This is a genomic window from Caldicellulosiruptor acetigenus, from assembly GCF_026914305.1.
GTDB classification, from domain to species: Bacteria; Bacillota; Thermoanaerobacteria; order Caldicellulosiruptorales; family Caldicellulosiruptoraceae; genus Caldicellulosiruptor; species Caldicellulosiruptor acetigenus.
In genome coordinates this window covers 1,406,994-1,422,104 of the sequence record NZ_CP113866.1, presented here as the reverse complement: position 1 = coordinate 1,422,104, position 15,111 = coordinate 1,406,994, and the positions used below count along the sequence as shown (strand labels likewise).

17 protein-coding genes are annotated in these 15,111 nt (G+C 35.2%); all 17 read left to right on the top strand.

Going from position 1 to position 15,111, the window contains the following annotated elements; all coding sequences use genetic code 11:
- Window positions 1–115: 115 nt before the first annotated feature.
- The 17 genes from OTK01_RS07050 (at window position 116) to spoIVB (ending at window position 15,070) form a co-directional block, all read left to right on the top strand.
- The gene (locus tag OTK01_RS07050; RefSeq protein WP_013290529.1) at window positions 116–280 is read left to right on the top strand and encodes a YpmA family protein; all 165 of its coding nucleotides are present in this window, start codon (window positions 116–118) and stop codon (window positions 278–280) included.
- A gap of 13 nt (window positions 281–293) precedes the next feature.
- Complete coding sequence (locus OTK01_RS07045; RefSeq protein WP_014042215.1) at window positions 294–1,157, top strand: MurR/RpiR family transcriptional regulator; 864 nt, start codon at window positions 294–296, stop codon at window positions 1,155–1,157.
- Between the two features lie 6 nt (window positions 1,158–1,163).
- Complete coding sequence (locus OTK01_RS07040; RefSeq protein WP_013432600.1) at window positions 1,164–1,793, top strand: histidine phosphatase family protein; 630 nt, start codon at window positions 1,164–1,166, stop codon at window positions 1,791–1,793.
- 24 nt (window positions 1,794–1,817) lie between these two features.
- Complete coding sequence (locus OTK01_RS07035) at window positions 1,818–2,237, top strand: HutP family protein (RefSeq protein ID WP_029671829.1); 420 nt, start codon at window positions 1,818–1,820, stop codon at window positions 2,235–2,237.
- A gap of 44 nt (window positions 2,238–2,281) precedes the next feature.
- The gene (gene aroH / locus OTK01_RS07030) at window positions 2,282–2,656 is read left to right on the top strand and encodes a chorismate mutase (RefSeq protein ID WP_029227591.1); all 375 of its coding nucleotides are present in this window, start codon (window positions 2,282–2,284) and stop codon (window positions 2,654–2,656) included.
- Window positions 2,653–3,333 carry a (d)CMP kinase gene (cmk, locus tag OTK01_RS07025; RefSeq protein WP_013432603.1) on the top strand — a complete coding sequence of 227 codons (681 nt, stop codon included), beginning with the start codon at window positions 2,653–2,655 and terminating at the stop codon, window positions 3,331–3,333. The genes aroH and cmk overlap by 4 nt, the downstream gene beginning before the upstream one ends.
- The gene (locus OTK01_RS07020; protein WP_013432604.1) at window positions 3,323–3,898 is read left to right on the top strand and encodes a lysophospholipid acyltransferase family protein; all 576 of its coding nucleotides are present in this window, start codon (window positions 3,323–3,325) and stop codon (window positions 3,896–3,898) included. Before cmk ends, OTK01_RS07020 begins: the two co-directional genes overlap by 11 nt.
- Before the next feature lie 22 nt (window positions 3,899–3,920).
- Window positions 3,921–5,912 (top strand): 4-hydroxy-3-methylbut-2-enyl diphosphate reductase, encoded by a 1,992-nt coding sequence (ispH, locus tag OTK01_RS07015; RefSeq protein WP_029227592.1) that lies wholly within the window; start codon window positions 3,921–3,923, stop codon window positions 5,910–5,912.
- Window positions 5,913–6,010: 98 nt separating this feature from the next.
- Entirely contained in the window at window positions 6,011–6,379 is a 369-nt protein-coding gene (locus tag OTK01_RS07010) for a PRC-barrel domain-containing protein (RefSeq protein WP_333782346.1), read from the top strand.
- Between the two features lie 11 nt (window positions 6,380–6,390).
- Window positions 6,391–6,552: a hypothetical protein gene (locus OTK01_RS07005; protein ID WP_167321280.1), complete on the top strand. Its 162-nt coding sequence runs from the start codon at window positions 6,391–6,393 to the stop codon at window positions 6,550–6,552.
- Between the two features lie 69 nt (window positions 6,553–6,621).
- Window positions 6,622–7,677, top strand: coding sequence for an AI-2E family transporter (locus tag OTK01_RS07000; protein ID WP_029227594.1), 1,056 nt, complete (start codon window positions 6,622–6,624; stop codon window positions 7,675–7,677).
- Between the two features lie 103 nt (window positions 7,678–7,780).
- Window positions 7,781–10,432 carry an alanine--tRNA ligase gene (gene alaS / locus OTK01_RS06995; protein WP_029227595.1) on the top strand — a complete coding sequence of 884 codons (2,652 nt, stop codon included), beginning with the start codon at window positions 7,781–7,783 and terminating at the stop codon, window positions 10,430–10,432.
- The gene (locus OTK01_RS06990; RefSeq protein ID WP_029227596.1) at window positions 10,429–10,773 is read left to right on the top strand and encodes a histidine triad nucleotide-binding protein; all 345 of its coding nucleotides are present in this window, start codon (window positions 10,429–10,431) and stop codon (window positions 10,771–10,773) included. The genes alaS and OTK01_RS06990 overlap by 4 nt, the downstream gene beginning before the upstream one ends.
- A 45-nt stretch (window positions 10,774–10,818) precedes the next feature.
- The gene (locus OTK01_RS06985) at window positions 10,819–11,604 is read left to right on the top strand and encodes an NAD(+)/NADH kinase (RefSeq protein WP_013432611.1); all 786 of its coding nucleotides are present in this window, start codon (window positions 10,819–10,821) and stop codon (window positions 11,602–11,604) included.
- A 28-nt stretch (window positions 11,605–11,632) separates the two neighbouring features.
- Window positions 11,633–12,091: an arginine repressor gene (locus OTK01_RS06980; protein WP_013403283.1), complete on the top strand. Its 459-nt coding sequence runs from the start codon at window positions 11,633–11,635 to the stop codon at window positions 12,089–12,091.
- Window positions 12,092–12,096: 5 nt separating this feature from the next.
- Entirely contained in the window at window positions 12,097–13,752 is a 1,656-nt protein-coding gene (recN, locus tag OTK01_RS06975; protein ID WP_014042223.1) for a DNA repair protein RecN, read from the top strand.
- 76 nt (window positions 13,753–13,828) lie between these two features.
- Window positions 13,829–15,070: a SpoIVB peptidase gene (gene spoIVB / locus OTK01_RS06970; protein ID WP_029227597.1), complete on the top strand. Its 1,242-nt coding sequence runs from the start codon at window positions 13,829–13,831 to the stop codon at window positions 15,068–15,070.
- Window positions 15,071–15,111: the final 41 nt, after the last annotated feature.

Sequence of the window (15,111 nt, the reverse complement as noted above, 5' to 3'; positions counted from 1 at the left end):
AGGACAAAAAATAGTGTTCTTCCTTTTTTTCTTTTAAAGATGCTCTTATAAGAACATAAGCATTGTGATATAATTAATAAAGAATAATAAAAAGAACAGGATGTGGGATATAAAAATGGAAAACGAAAAGCTTGAACTTATCTCTTCAATGGAATTTGAAGAAAATGTTCCAATCTATAAAATAATAGATTTTCTTAACAAAAGTTTGAAAGACAAAAATATTATTGTGGGGCTTTCAAGAAGCCACAATAAGATTGTTATAAGCATATACCAAACATAAGGAGAAATGCAAGATGACCCACGATTTAGAAGCCAGGATAATTGAGCTTATGCCAGAGTTTAGTAAAGGGCAGAAGAAAATTGCCCAGTTTATTTTAGAACATGGAGAAAAAGCAGCATATATGACAGCACTTGCGCTTGGCAATTCAGTTGGTGTGAGTGAATCTACAGTTGTAAGATTTGCTGAGAGGCTTGGTTTTGAGGGTTACCCTGAATTTCAGCGGGCTTTACAAGAACTCATGAAAAGCAAGCTCACATCAGTGCAGAGGGTAGAACTTTCTGCAAGCAGAATAAACGAAAAAGAGGTTTTAAAAAGTGTTCTCCTTTCTGACATGGACAAGATAAAGCAGACATTAGAGCAGATAGACGAAAATGTTTTCAACCAGGTTGTGGATGAGATAGTAAATGCAAAAAGGATATACATTATTGGAATTAGAAGTTCTGCAGCACTTGCTGATTTTTTGGGTTTTTATTTAAATATGATTTTGGACAATGTCAAGGTTATCACAACAAGTGGCATCAGTGATATTTTCGAACAGGTATTTAGAATTACAAGTGATGATTTAATAATTGGCATTAGTTTTCCGAGATATTCAAAGCGCACTTTAAAGGTTTTGCAGTACGCAAAAAAACAGGGTGCTAAGATAGTTTCGCTTACAGACAGCAAAATATCACCTCTGTGCAAGTACAGTGACTATGTTCTTATTTGCAGAAGTGATATGGTGTCATTTGCTGATTCGCTGGTAGCACCGCTGAGTGTAATAAACGCATTAATTGTTGCGACAGGTCTTAGGAAAAAAGAAGAGGTTGCAAAGACACTTGAAAAACTTGAAGAAATATGGGACGAGTTTCAGGTATATGAAAAGGAAAACAGGTGATGCAGCTTGAAAAGAATTTATTTGGTAAGACATGGTGAGACCGACTGGAATAAGCTCAACCTTGTTCAGGGTTCAATCGACACAGAACTCAACTCAACTGGTATTGAACAGGCAAAAAAGATTGCTGAGAGGCTTAAAAATAAGAAGATTGATATAATATTTTCAAGTACATTAAAGAGGGCTTATACTACGGCAAGTTATATAAAATCTTATCATCCCCAGACTTTATTTGAAACTTCTGAAAAACTCAATGAGATAAATTTTGGCGAGTGGGAAGGGTTGAGCTTTGATGAACTTGAAAAGAAATACTCTCAGACGTACTTGATGTGGAAAGACAATCCCGATAAGGCCATTTTCCCAGGTGAAGGCAATCTGGATGTTGTTATGAAAAGAGTTAAAAGTTTTTTTGATGAGATTTTGCAAAGGGATTACAGCAATATTGTAGTTGTTACTCACGGTGGGATAGTAAAACTTTCAATCATATATCTTTTGAACCTACCGCTTGATTTTTATAAAAAGTGCTGGATTGGAAATGCAAGTTTGAGTATTGTTGATATTAAAGGAGAAAGGACAATGCTCAGTCTTTTGAATGATATGTCTCATTTAACATCAGAACAAGTTCGCCCAATAATTTAAATGAAAAGTGGGGTATATAAAGTGATGGAGAAAAAGGAGTTTGGGAGCAAGGACGTCTCAAGAGCAGCTATTTTGATGGCCTTGAGCCAGAACAGACAAGAAGAAAAGAAGATTCAAGAAGATTTTTTTAAAATAGGAATAAGATGCGCAGCAGTAGATTTTGGTGGAGAATTTATAACCTCTGTTATGAAAATTGTTGAAAGAGCAGTTGTTGCTGCCAAAAGAGAAGGTGTTATAAACGAAGTACATCAAGAGGAAGGCGCTGTTGCAGGAGCAACAAGAGAAGCGATATCTCAAATTATGCAAAAAGCAATTGGCCTTAATGTGGGTGGAAAGATTGGCATTGCAAGGTTTGAAGAGCATGTTGCGGTTGCAATATTTTTTGGGATAGGTCTTTTACATTTAAATGAGGTGGCAATAGGACTTGGTCACAGGGTTATATAAAAGTTTTTGTGCAAAAGATGAAAGAATTAGTAGGGGGAATGACCTTGGTTTTTGCAATAAGAGGTGCTACAACTGTTGAGAATGATTGCAAAGAGGAGATTGTCAGATGTACTCAAGAACTTTTGAATGAAATTATGCTTAGAAACAATCTTAAAAAAGAGGAGATTGTTTTTATTTTGTTTACAATGACCAAAGACCTAAAATCGGCTTTTCCAGCATATGCAGCAAGACTCATGGGGTTTGTGGATATTCCTCTTATATGTGCTCAAGAGCTTGACATTGAAGGAGCGCTCACTAAATGTATTAGGCTTCTTATGCTTATTCAAAGAGATAATAGCTTTACTCCTAAACATGTTTATTTGAAAGAAGCAACAAAACTCAGGGAAGACTTAACTTGTGAGAAAGGTGAAGATTTATGAAGAAGATTAACATTGCAATTGATGGTCCTGCAGGGGCAGGAAAAAGTACAATTTCAAAGCTTTTAGCAAGCCAGCTTGGATATATTCATATTGATACAGGTGCAATGTACAGAGCTGTTGGACTCAAAGTACTTAAGAGTAATATCTCCCCGCATGACAGTAGAAAGATTGTTGAGATTTTAAACTCAACTGATATACAAATAAAACTTGTGGATGGTAAACAACTTGTCTTTTTAGATGGCGAAGATGTCACAGAAAAAATTCGCCAGCCCGAGGTTTCAATGTATGCATCTGACGTGTCAAAAATCAGAGAAGTGCGAGAAAGACTTGTAAAGATGCAGCAAGACTTAGCAAAACAAAAAGGGGTTATAATGGACGGAAGAGATATAGGAACTCATGTTTTACCAAATGCCGAGCTAAAAATCTTTTTGACAGCTACAGCTGAGGAAAGAGCAAAGAGAAGGTTTTTGGAACTGAAGCAAAAAGGCTATGATGTAGATTACTATCAACTTTTAGATGAGATAAAGAAAAGGGACCAAAATGATATGACAAGAGAGTTTGCCCCTTTGAGAGTAGCTGAGGATGCCATTGTTATAGATTCAACTTCCCTTTCAATTGAAGAGGTCTTGCAAAAGGTTTTAGAGCTTTTTTACAAGGTGGTCAAAGATGAAGTATAATTTTATTCTCAACCTTATTCGAAAGGTTGCTTTTATTATTTTAAAGTGTATCTTTTTCATAAGAGTTGAAGGAAAAGAAAATATACCAGAAGGTCCTTTTATTATCTGCGCAAATCACAGAAGTTACCTTGACCCAGTTTTGATTATACTTATATTCGACAGGCGAGTATATTTTATGGCTAAAAGTGAACTTTTTAGAATTTGGTGGCTTGCACCGATCATCAAAACGTTTGGAGCTTTTCCTGTCAAGCGTGGCAAAAGCGATATTGGAGCAATAAAAAAAGCTATAGAGGTTATAAAATCTGGCAATATTTTGGGTATTTTCCCGGAAGGAAAAAGAAACAGGACAAAAGAAATAATTTTAAAAGGTGAAAAAGGAGTTGCGACTATAATTAAAGCAACAGGTGCAAAGGTCTTACCAGTTGGTATTTCTGGAAAAATAGTTCCCTTTGGTAGGATAAGAGTGAGAATTGGAAGACCAATGGAATTTAGAGATAATAGTTTAGATAATCAAGAGATTGTAGATACAATCATGAATGAAATTAAGGAACTTATCCTAAAATAACGGAAGAGGGGAAGTAAAAAGAATGATTATTAAGGTTGCGCAAAGTGCTGGATTTTGTTTTGGTGTTCAAAGGGCAGTAGAAGGCGTTTTGGCATGGGCTAAAGCAAATAAGGGAAAATCTATAAAGGTGTATGGAATGTTAATACATAACAGTTATGTTATAGATAAATTGAAAGAGTTAGGTGTAGAAGTTGTAGAGGATATTGAGCAAATTGGGAAAGAAGATATAATTTTTATTCGTTCTCACGGTGTTTCGATGGACGAGTATGCTGAAATTGAGAAAAGAGCAGAGAAAGTTTATGATTTTACATGCCCGTATGTTAAAAAGATTCACGAAATAGTAAATGAACATTCAGAAAACGGGTATGACATAATTGTTGTTGGAGATATGAATCATCCCGAAGTAAAAGGAATTGTTGGTCATGTTAGCAATAATAGAAAATGTTTTGTTGTAGATAGTATTGAAAAAATAAAAGAAGCAATTAATCAAGTTGAAGGGCAAGCTGTGGTTGTCTGTCAGACCACATTTGACAGCAAAAAATGGAGTGAGATAAGAGAATTTTTAGAGACTCATACAAATTATAAAGTGTTCGATACCATATGCAAAGCAACAATAAACAGGCAAAAGGAAGCATCAGAACTTGCAAAGCATGTGGACATAATGTTGGTTGTTGGTGATAAAAAAAGTTCTAATACCAACAAATTGTATCAGCTTCTGAAGGAGATAAAACCCACATTTTTTATTGAAAAAGTTGAAGATTTAGATTCAATAAAATTAGATAGCCATATAAAGAGCATTGGGGTGACAGCAGGTGCTTCCACTTCTCCTGAACAGATTGAAGAGGTGGTAAAACATCTGGAAGAAAAGTTTAATGAGATGACTCTAAAAGATTTTGAGAGGCTTATTGATAGAAGCTTTTTGGCAGTGCAAAGAGGTGAAGTTGTAAAAGGCAGGATAATAAAAGTTGAGGAAGATTATCTACTTGTTGATATTGGTTACAAGGCAGAGGGTATAATTTACAAAGATGAGGTTATCAAGAATGGAAATGTAAATTTGAAGGACCTATTTAAGATAGGTGAGACAATCGAAGCAGTAGTGATAAAAGAGTCAGATGAAGAAGGAAATGTGGTTTTATCAAAATATCGGGCAGATGTACTTCACGGTTTTGAAGAGCTGCTTTCAAAGTATGAAAATAAAGAGCCGGTAAGAGCAATTGTAAAATCAATTAAAGAAAAAAGTGTGGTTTGCGATTTTAGAGGCACAAACGTGTATGTTCCAATTTCACAGTGGGGTGAAGATGTTCAAACTTCGGATATAGGAAAGATATTTGAAATAGAAATTACAGAGGTAAACAAAGAAAAAAAGATTGCTTTTGGAAGTCGAAAATCTTTGCTAAAACAAAAAGAAGAGGAGAGATTTATTAAACAGATTGATTCTTTAGATTTTTCCAAAGAATACGAGGGCACTGTAGTTGAGATAAGAGAAAAAGGCATTGTGGTAAATTTTGAGAACCTGCGAGGTTTTGTACCTGCAAGTGAAGTTGGATATTTGAAAAAAGGTGCAGAACTTAAAAAATTATTTGAAATTGGCGAAAAAGTCAAGGTGAAGATTCTTGATATAGACAAGAACAAAAAGCAGATATATCTGAGCATTAAAAAGACTCAAGATGATGAGTGGATAAAAAAGATTAAAAACTTGTATTTGGGAATGCTTGTTGACTGTGAAGTGACAAAGGTGTTACCATTTGGACTTATTGTGTGGATTACAGAACATGATGTTGATGGTTTTGTTCACATTTCAAATATTCCACTTGGATACAACCAAAGACCACATAACGTATATAAAGTTGGGGATAGACTCAAAGCAAAAGTTATAGAGATTGATGAAGAAAAGCGAAGGATTGCATTGTCTTTAAAAGATTTGCATGAAGAAGAAAATGTAGATACTGAGCATAATGAAGATTTTGTGATAACACTTGCTGATTTTGTGAAGAATATAGAGTTAGAACAATAAATTTAATATTTTAAGAGCCCATGAAGATCTCATTTTCTGTCCTGAAAAACAAGCCTGTCCTTAATTTAGACAATAAAGTAACAGGAAAAGTTGAAGACATGTTAATCAAAGATGACAAAGTAATTGGATTTAAGGTGCGTGTTAAAAACTCATTTGGCATGCCATCGTGTGCATATGTTTTGGAAGAGGACATTGAGTCTATAAATAACCAACTTTTGATTGTACGTAGTATTCATGCTTTTATTGATTGCTTGCCGTTTTTAAGAGCACAAGAAATTTTTTTAAAAGAAGTAATAGACGAAAATGGATTTTTGATAGGGATTGTAATTGACATTATATTTAATGCAGAGAACTTTAAAATTTTAGAATATCAGGTTGCAGAGAGTATTTGGAGCTATATAAAAAATAAAAAAATAATATTGAGCCCTGAGGAAATAATATTAAGAGAAAATAAAATATTAAGCTGAGGTGTGAGACCTTGAAAAGAATCTCTGCAAAACATGTATTGATAGGAAGCATAGTTGGCGGGATTATATCTGCTATGCTGTTTCCTGCATCTTCCAAAAATATGAAAAATAAGATTTTGAAAAGAATAATAGCTAAAAAGCTGATGAGTATGGCAAATAAGCTTTTTCGATAGGGAAGGTATTCTTCCCTGCTTTTTTAATATTTTTAGTGATAAGAATAATTTTATTTGAGGTGTTAAAAAGTGCACATAATAAAATTGGTAAAAAAGTATTTTACGGACATATTGTTCATGACTCTGATTGCAATCGTTATTTATTTTTTTGTGAATATTAAGGCATTTTGGCCAATTTTGATTCCATTTTTGATTGCGCTATTTTTATCATATCTCTTAAAACCCTGCGTAGATTTTTTAGAAAAAAAGGTTCGGTCAAGAGATATTTCAATCCTGATTTCTTTTGCAATAATCTTTGGTATCACTATTATGGTTTTTGTATATTTTATTCCTTTATTTGTCAGCGAAACTAAGCAGCTTATTCAAAACGTTCCTGAATATATAGCACTCATTCAAAAGTGGTTTTTTGAGATTGATTCTAAACTTTTGAATAAGCTAAACATTGATATTAAAGAAATACTAAACGCAAATTCTATCAACATCGAAGGAATTTCCAAACAAACATTATCAATATTTTTAAACATTGTAAAGAGTATTTCCTCTAACATCTTGTATTATCTTCTTATTCCTATTATATCTTTTTATATACTGAGGGATTGGAAAAGGTTGGTCATGTGGATAAAATGGCTATTACCCGAGAAATACAGAAAGGAAGGGCTTTATATCTTTGCTGATATAAATAGGGTGCTTCATCAGTATATTCGAGGACAGCTTCTTGACGCTTTTATAGTTGGAATGTTAAGCTTTATAGGATTCTCCATTCTTTCTGTAAGGTATGCAGCTCTTTTGGGTGTGATAACCGGTATTGGTAATTTGATTCCCTATTTTGGACCAATATTTAGCAGTATTCCAGCAGTGATAATAGCGCTTTCCGACTCCTACATAAAGGCTATATTGATTGTAATTTTTTTAGTCCTACTTCAGCAAGTAGACAGTTTTATCATATCCCCACGAGTTATTGGTTCAAAAGTTGGACTTCATCCTCTTACCATAATTATAGTTATAATCTTAGCAAACAAAATATTTGGGTTTGTTGCAATGTTCTTTGCCATTCCTATTGCTGCAGTAATAAAAATTATATTTATTAACATCATGAAAAGGATAAAATCTGAGAAGATTGAGTGAATATTGTTGACTTTGTATTTTGGCTTTAATAAAATTTTGATTGTATTGAAAAAATATAAAAACTACTTTCTAAAAAATACCATAAGGAAAGGCTGATTGAAAGATGTACATGTCTACAGACGAGATAAGGGAAAAGTTTCTCCAGTTTTTTGAATCAAAAGGACATTTGAGACTGCCAAGTTTTTCACTTATTCCTAAAAATGACAAAAGTCTTCTTCTGATAAACGCTGGTATGGCACCATTAAAACCATATTTTTTGGGAATTGAAGAACCTCCTCGCCGAAGGATTACCACATGCCAAAAATGTATAAGAACACCAGATATCGACAGAGTGGGTAAAACAGCAAGACATGCAACCTTTTTTGAGATGCTGGGCAATTTTTCGTTCGGTGATTATTTCAAGAGAGAAGCTATTATCTGGGCATGGGAGTTTGTTACAGAGGTTTTGAAACTTCCAAGAGAGAGATTATGGGTTACAATATATGAGGAAGACGACGAGGCATTTGAAATTTGGCACAAAGAGGTAGGCTTAGAACCAGATAGAATCAAAAGAATGGGTAAAGAGGATAACTTCTGGGAAATAGGAACAGGACCATGCGGACCATGTTCTGAGATATACTTTGATAGAGGCGAGGAAAAGGGTTGTGGCAAGCCTACTTGTGGTATCGGATGTGATTGTGACAGATTTGTTGAGTTCTGGAATCTTGTTTTTACTCAGTTTGACAAGGATGAAAATGGTGTATACCACAGGTTGAAAAACCCAAATATTGACACAGGTATGGGTCTTGAGAGAATTGCAGCAATTATGCAAGAGGTTGATTCTCTTTTTGACATTGATATTGTGAAGGCTATTCGTGACAAGGTATGTGAAGTCACGAGCTATGAGTACGGAAAAGATGCAGAAAAAGATGTATCGGTACGTGTTATCACAGACCATATTCGCGGCACAGTGTTCATGATTGGTGATGGTATTTTGCCTTCAAACGAAGGAAGAGGGTATGTTTTGAGAAGGCTTATCAGAAGAGCTGCACGACACGGTAGGATGCTTGGTAAAAAAGAAGCGTTCTTGCACCTTATTGTAGACACGGTTGTAGAGTCTTACAAAAATCCGTATCCAGAACTTGTTCAAAAAGCTGAGTATATAAAGAAAGTGCTCTATAACGAGGAGAGCAGGTTCAATCAGACAATTGATGTTGGGCTTGAGATACTTGAAAGTGAGATTGAAAAGCTTAAAAAGAACAAGGAAATCATTTTAAATGGTGAGATTGCATTTAGAATGTACGACACATATGGATTTCCTCTTGACCTCACAAAAGAAATAGCTGCAGAAAAGGGGATTATTGTTGACCAAGAGAGATTTGATGAGCTTATGCAGCAGCAAAAAGAAAGGGCAAGAGCTGCTCAAAAAGAACTTGAAAATGCTGGGTGGAAGGATATAAACATTGTCATTGATGAGGACATAGAAACAATTTTTGTTGGTTATGATACCTTAGAACAAGATGCAAAGATACTTAAGATTTTTCTGGACAATGAAGAGACAGCATATGTAAAAGAGGAAGATGTGTGCTTTGTTATCTTAGACAAAACTCCTTTTTATGCAGAAAGTGGTGGACAAGTTGCAGATAAGGGCATTTTAGAAGGTGAAGGAGTTTTAGCAGAGGTTTTAGATGTCAAGAAAGGACCAAAGGGAACAATTCTTCATAAGGTAAAAGTTTTAAAAGGTGAGATATCTGTTTTGTCAAGTGTGGTTGCCAAAGTGGACGAAGAGCTAAGACTTGCAACAATGAAGAATCATACTGCAACTCATCTTTTACACAGTGCACTAAGGAAAATATTGGGACAACACGCACAACAAAGTGGTTCACAGGTTACCCCTGACAGACTCAGATTTGACTTTGCTCATTATGAGCCGCTGTCCGAGGAGCAGATAATTGAAATTGAAAAGATGGTCAATAACGTTATTCAACAGGCTATCCCTGTTGAAAAGATTGTAACAGATTTGGACAGTGCCTTAAAGATGGGCGCAACTGCTCTGTTTGACGAAAAGTATTCCAATGTGGTAAGAGTTATAAAAATAGGCGATTTTAGTATGGAGCTGTGTGGCGGAACACATGTGGATAACACGGGCCAGATAGGAATGTTTAAGATAATATCCGAGTCGAGTGTAGCTGCAGGTGTCAGAAGAATTGAGGCAATTACTGGAAACAAGGTCTATGAGTTTATTCTAAATACACAGCAGACGTTAAAACAGTTAAGAAGCAAAGTGAAAGCCAGCACTGATTCTGAGATAATATCGAAGATAGAACAGCTTGAAAATACGATAAAAGCACTTGAAAACGAGGTAGAGAAGTATAAACTTTTGGTTGTCGAAAATGAACTTTCATCGCTTTTTGGCAAAGCAGTTGATTATGGCGAGTTCAAGCTGATTGTGAACAGAAAAGAGACAGACGATATGGATTATGTAAAACTTCTTACTGACAAGATTAAGGAAAGAGATTCAAAAGCGATTGTGCTAAATATTATACAGCAGGGTAGCAAGGTTACAATACTGATGTCATGTTCGAAAGAGGCAGTTAAAAAGGGAGTTGATTGTGGAAAAGTGGTAAAAGAAGTATGCTCAGTGCTTGGTGGAAAAGGCGGTGGAAGACCAGACTTTGCCCAAGGCGGTGGAAATGATATATCGAAGATAGATATGGCATTGCAGACAGCTGAGAATATTTTGAAAGATATATTAAAGGGGAGTGCTCAAAAATGAGTGAATGTATCTTTTGTAAAATCTTAAATAAAGAGATTCAATCTGAGATTGTGTATGAGGACGAGCTTGTTTGTGCTTTTGAAGACATAAATCCCACTGCACCTGTGCACATCCTTGTAGTTCCTAAGACACATATAGAAAATTTAAACGCTGTCCAGCAGCAACACAAAGACCTCATAGGTCATGTATTTGTTGTAGCAAAAGAATTGGCAAAAAAGTTTGGAATTGACGAAAAAGGATACAGAATTGTGGTAAACTGTGGAGCTGACGGAGGCCAGACTATTGACCATTTGCACTTTCACTTGCTTGGCGGCAGAAAATTTTCCTGGCCAGCTGGTTAAATAAGCAATTTGTTTCGGCAATGATAAAGGAGTATGGTTTTGCAAATGGTAGTTGGAATTTTTGTGAATTTTCAAAAAGAACGTAGCAGTGAAATCTTAGAAAATATTGTATCCATTTTTAACCACAACAGAGTTAATTGGCTACTGGTAAATGAAGAGAACAAAAAAGCCAAAAATTTTGACCTCCTTATCACAATAGGAGGAGATGGCACACTTCTGAATGTGGTTGAAAAGGCTTCTATAGAAGCCACACCAGTCCTTGCCATTAACTGTGGAAGGCTGGGGTATCTTACCGAAGAGGTAGGAGATGATATTGAAAAGGCAATTTTTAATCTGTTAAAGAAAGAATATTTTATTGAAGAGAGGCACATTGTTGAAGCTGGGGTAAAGGAGAAGGTTTTCTTTGCGCTGAACGATGTGTGTATTGTGAGAAATACCTTTAATATAGTGGACCTGTGTCTTTACATTGACGGTGTGTTTGCCCAGGAGTATAGAAGTGACGGTATTATAGTTGCAACAGCTACTGGGTCGACTGCATATTCACTTTCGGCAGGCGGACCTATAGTTGAGCCACAGCTGGGGGTGATTTTAGTCACCCCTATTTGTCCTCATTCTTTGAGTTCAAGAAGTCTTGTACTTGGCAGCACAAGAACAATAAAAGTGGAAAATTCATCTTCTGAAAATGTTCAGGTAGTAGTAGATGGCAGATTTGTAGATGAGCTTGCGCCAGAAGAATTTGTTGAATGTAAGATTTCTCAACACAAGTTAAAACTTATAAGGCTTAAGCAAAGGAACTTTTATGAAATTCTTAGAGAAAAAATAAAAGAGTAATAGAAAAGGATAGAGGTGAAATTTTGCTATGAAATCTGAAAGACAACAGAAGATTTTAGAAATAATTCAAAATGAAGATATAGAAACACAGGAAGAGCTTGTAGAAAGACTCAAGGCACTTGGTTACGATGTGACACAAGCTACAGTCTCAAGAGATATAAAAGAGCTAAGACTTACCAAGGTTTTGACTGAAACAGGGAAGTACAAATATGCAGTTTTATCAGGTCCAGAAGCAAATATCACCGAAAAACTTATCAAGGTCTTTTCTGAGTCGATAGTCAAATACGACACAGCTGACAATCTGGTTATTATAAAGACAATTACAGGTGCTGCACAGGGTGCTGCTGCTGCCATTGATTCGTTGAGCTGGCCTGAGGTTGTGGGAACAATTGCAGGTGATGATACCATTTTCATAGCAACTAAAGGCAGTGCAGCAGCTGATAAGATAGTTGAGAGGATAAAAGCTATCATAAGCCAAGGTGAGTAGATATCATGTTAAAAAGATTATTAATCGAAAATATTGCTATAATTGATAGACTTGACATTGAATTTGACAAAGGTCTGACTATACTGACAGGTGAGACTGGTGCAGGTAAATCTATTATCATTGACTCTTTATCTTTGCTTTTGGGAACAAAATTCAAAAAAGAAATTATAAGAACAGGATGTACAAAGGCCTGCGTGTCTGCAGTTTTTGAAATAGAAAAAAAGAGTGCTATTGAGAGATTGACTCAGATGGGAATTTCTCTTGAAGACAATTTTTTGATTGTTAGCCGTGAAGTGTACAGCAGTGGCAAAAACATCTGCAGGGTTAACAATCAGTTTGTATTGCTCTCAACTTTAAGAGAAATAACTAAGCACATATTTGAAATTCATGGCCAGAATGAGACTCATCTTTTAAACGATAAAAGGATTCAACTTTTGTACATAGATAGGTTCTGTGGAAAAGAACTTGAAGAGTTAAAAGCTGAGTATAAGGATTTGTACCATGATTATCAAGAGAAAAAAAGGCTTTATGAACAGATAATAACAAAAGAAGAAGAGCGGGAAAGACAACTTGATTTACTAAACTACCAAATAAATGAGATTGAAAGCGTAAAACCCCAAATAGGTGAGGATACAGAGCTTGAAAAAAGAAAAGAGATTATCCAAAACAGTTGGAAACTTAAGCACAACAGCGAAAAGATACTTGATACCATTAACAACACAATCATAGACTCTCTTGAGATGTGTATCAGACTTGCTAACGAAAATTCAAGGTTTGACAAGGAATTTGAGGCAATATCTGAAAGACTGAACAACGTGTATTATGAAATAGAAGACATCTCATTTTCTATATCCAAAAAAAGCCAGAGCTACGAAGTGAATAAAGATGAGATAGAACAAATAGTGGACAGACTTGATAAAATAAACAGATTAAAGAAAAAATATGGAAGCACAATCGAAAAGATACTGGAGTACAGAAAAAATTTGTTAGAAGAGAGGGAAAAAATTAGGAGTAGTAGCGAACAAGCTCTTGAACTAAAAGAGTATTTGAGTAAAACTAAAGAAAGACTTGAGGAAATTTCTAAGAAGATGTCGGATATCAGGCGGAGAAAATCTGAGGAGTTTGAAAAAAAGGTATTAGAGATACTTTCCCAGCTTGAAATGAAGAATGTAAGTTTTTATGTTAATTTTCTTGAAAGAGAGCTTTACGAAGAAGGAATTGACGAAGTAGAATTTTTGATATCAACAAACGTTGGTCAGCAGCCGAAGCTTCTCTCTGCAATTGCTTCTGGTGGGGAACTTTCAAGAATAATGCTTGCAATAAAATCTATTGTGGCGGAGAAAGACGATGTGGAGCTGATTATCTTTGATGAGATAGACAGCGGACTGAGTGGAGTTGTTGCCAACAGACTTGCAAAACTTTTAAAAGAACTTTCCAAAAAACACCAAATTATATGTATTACACATTTGCCGCAGGTTGCTGCTGCCGCAGATACTCACTATTATGTATATAAAGAAGTTAAGGAGAACTCGACAATTTCAAATATTAAAAAGCTCGAAGGAAATGAACAGCTAAGAGAGATTGCCAGAATGTTTTCTGGAGAAAATGTTACAGAAAGTTCTCTTCTCCATGCAAAACAGCTTAAGTCTCAGTTTGTTTGAAGTATTCAAGAATATTTTAAGAGGGTAGTGGAGAGGATAATTTATTAGAAATTTTAAATTGACAGGTGTTAAACAAGTGAAAAAACTGGTAGGTGGACTTTTTCTTTTTTATATTCTACTTACCACCTTTTTTGTCATCTATCTTTACATTACTCCTGATTGTCTTACTTGTTACAGCTCAGACAAAGCTATTACCATCAAAACTCCTGTTTTTATTAATGTTAATCTAAGTCCTTCGAATGTTCAAAACAACACACAAATAAAATTTTTTTACAGAACAAACAAGATTTATATCCCAAAGAAGGCTTCTTCAGTTCTATGTGAGCTAAAAATTGGTTCAATACCACTCAAAAAGGTAAAAATCTCTATTCTTGAATCAAACAAGGTCTGGGTTTCTGGGAAATTTGTAGGAATCAAGCTTATGACAGACGGAATACTTGTTATAGGGTATTCTTACGTAAGTAATGGTAGTAATTCAACTTCACGAGTTCCTGCAAAAGAAGCAGGTATCCAAATAGGTGATAAGATTGTATACGTAAATGGACAGAAGGTAAAAGACTGCAGTCAGCTTTTTAAAATGATAAACTCATCAGGTGGCAAGTCTTTAGTTTTTGTAATCAAAAGAGGGCAAACTTACAAACAGCTCAAAGTAAAACCACTTCTTAGTAGCGAAGGTGTGTACAAAATAGGACTGTGGGTCAGAGACGGTACAAGCGGCATTGGAACAGTTACATTTGTAGATACCAAAAGAAAAGTATTTGGCGCTCTTGGCCATGGCATATCAGACATAGACACAGGTATTCTCCTGGATATAAAAGAGGGACAAATTTATGCAGCCGAAATAGTTGATATAAGAAAAAACAATAAAAGTGAGATTGGCGAAGTTGTAGGCAAAATCAATGAAAACTGCACAGTTGGAGATGTGGTTATTAATACTCCATACGGGATTTATGGTAAAATAATTCAAAATAGTTTTTGGAATAGCCTTCAAAGCATGGAAATTGCTCGACTTCAGGATATTCACGTAGGTAGTGCATATATTTTGAGCGAGGTTTCAGGGAATGTTGAAAGGTTTGAAATAAAAATAGAAAGAATCCTGCCTATTTACAGAAATTCGACAAAAGCATTTGTTATAAGGATTACTGATAAAAGACTTCTTCAGCTCACATCTGGAATTGTTCAGGGAATGAGTGGCTCTCCAATTATACAGGATAACAAACTTGTAGGAGCTGTTACTCATGTTTTTTTGAAGGAACCAGAAAAAGGATACGGTGTTTTTATTGATAATATGCTAAACATCACAAAACACATTAAATAAATTTATTAAAAAATACTAAAAGGAAGTTTCGGTTAGCTGTT

Coding starts and splice junctions, on each gene's coding strand:
- OTK01_RS06985 (WP_013432611.1), top strand. CDS start 10,819: ATGGTAGTTGGAATTTTTGTGAATTTTCAAAAAGAACGTAGCAGTGAA.
- ispH (WP_029227592.1), top strand. CDS start 3,921: ATGATTATTAAGGTTGCGCAAAGTGCTGGATTTTGTTTTGGTGTTCAA.
- OTK01_RS06980 (WP_013403283.1), top strand. CDS start 11,633: ATGAAATCTGAAAGACAACAGAAGATTTTAGAAATAATTCAAAATGAA.
- alaS (WP_029227595.1), top strand. CDS start 7,781: ATGTACATGTCTACAGACGAGATAAGGGAAAAGTTTCTCCAGTTTTTT.
- OTK01_RS07010 (WP_333782346.1), top strand. CDS start 6,011: ATGTTAATCAAAGATGACAAAGTAATTGGATTTAAGGTGCGTGTTAAA.
- OTK01_RS06990 (WP_029227596.1), top strand. CDS start 10,429: ATGAGTGAATGTATCTTTTGTAAAATCTTAAATAAAGAGATTCAATCT.
- recN (WP_014042223.1), top strand. CDS start 12,097: ATGTTAAAAAGATTATTAATCGAAAATATTGCTATAATTGATAGACTT.
- cmk (WP_013432603.1), top strand. CDS start 2,653: ATGAAGAAGATTAACATTGCAATTGATGGTCCTGCAGGGGCAGGAAAA.
- OTK01_RS07045 (WP_014042215.1), top strand. CDS start 294: ATGACCCACGATTTAGAAGCCAGGATAATTGAGCTTATGCCAGAGTTT.
- OTK01_RS07020 (WP_013432604.1), top strand. CDS start 3,323: ATGAAGTATAATTTTATTCTCAACCTTATTCGAAAGGTTGCTTTTATT.
- OTK01_RS07035 (WP_029671829.1), top strand. CDS start 1,818: ATGGAGAAAAAGGAGTTTGGGAGCAAGGACGTCTCAAGAGCAGCTATT.
- OTK01_RS07050 (WP_013290529.1), top strand. CDS start 116: ATGGAAAACGAAAAGCTTGAACTTATCTCTTCAATGGAATTTGAAGAA.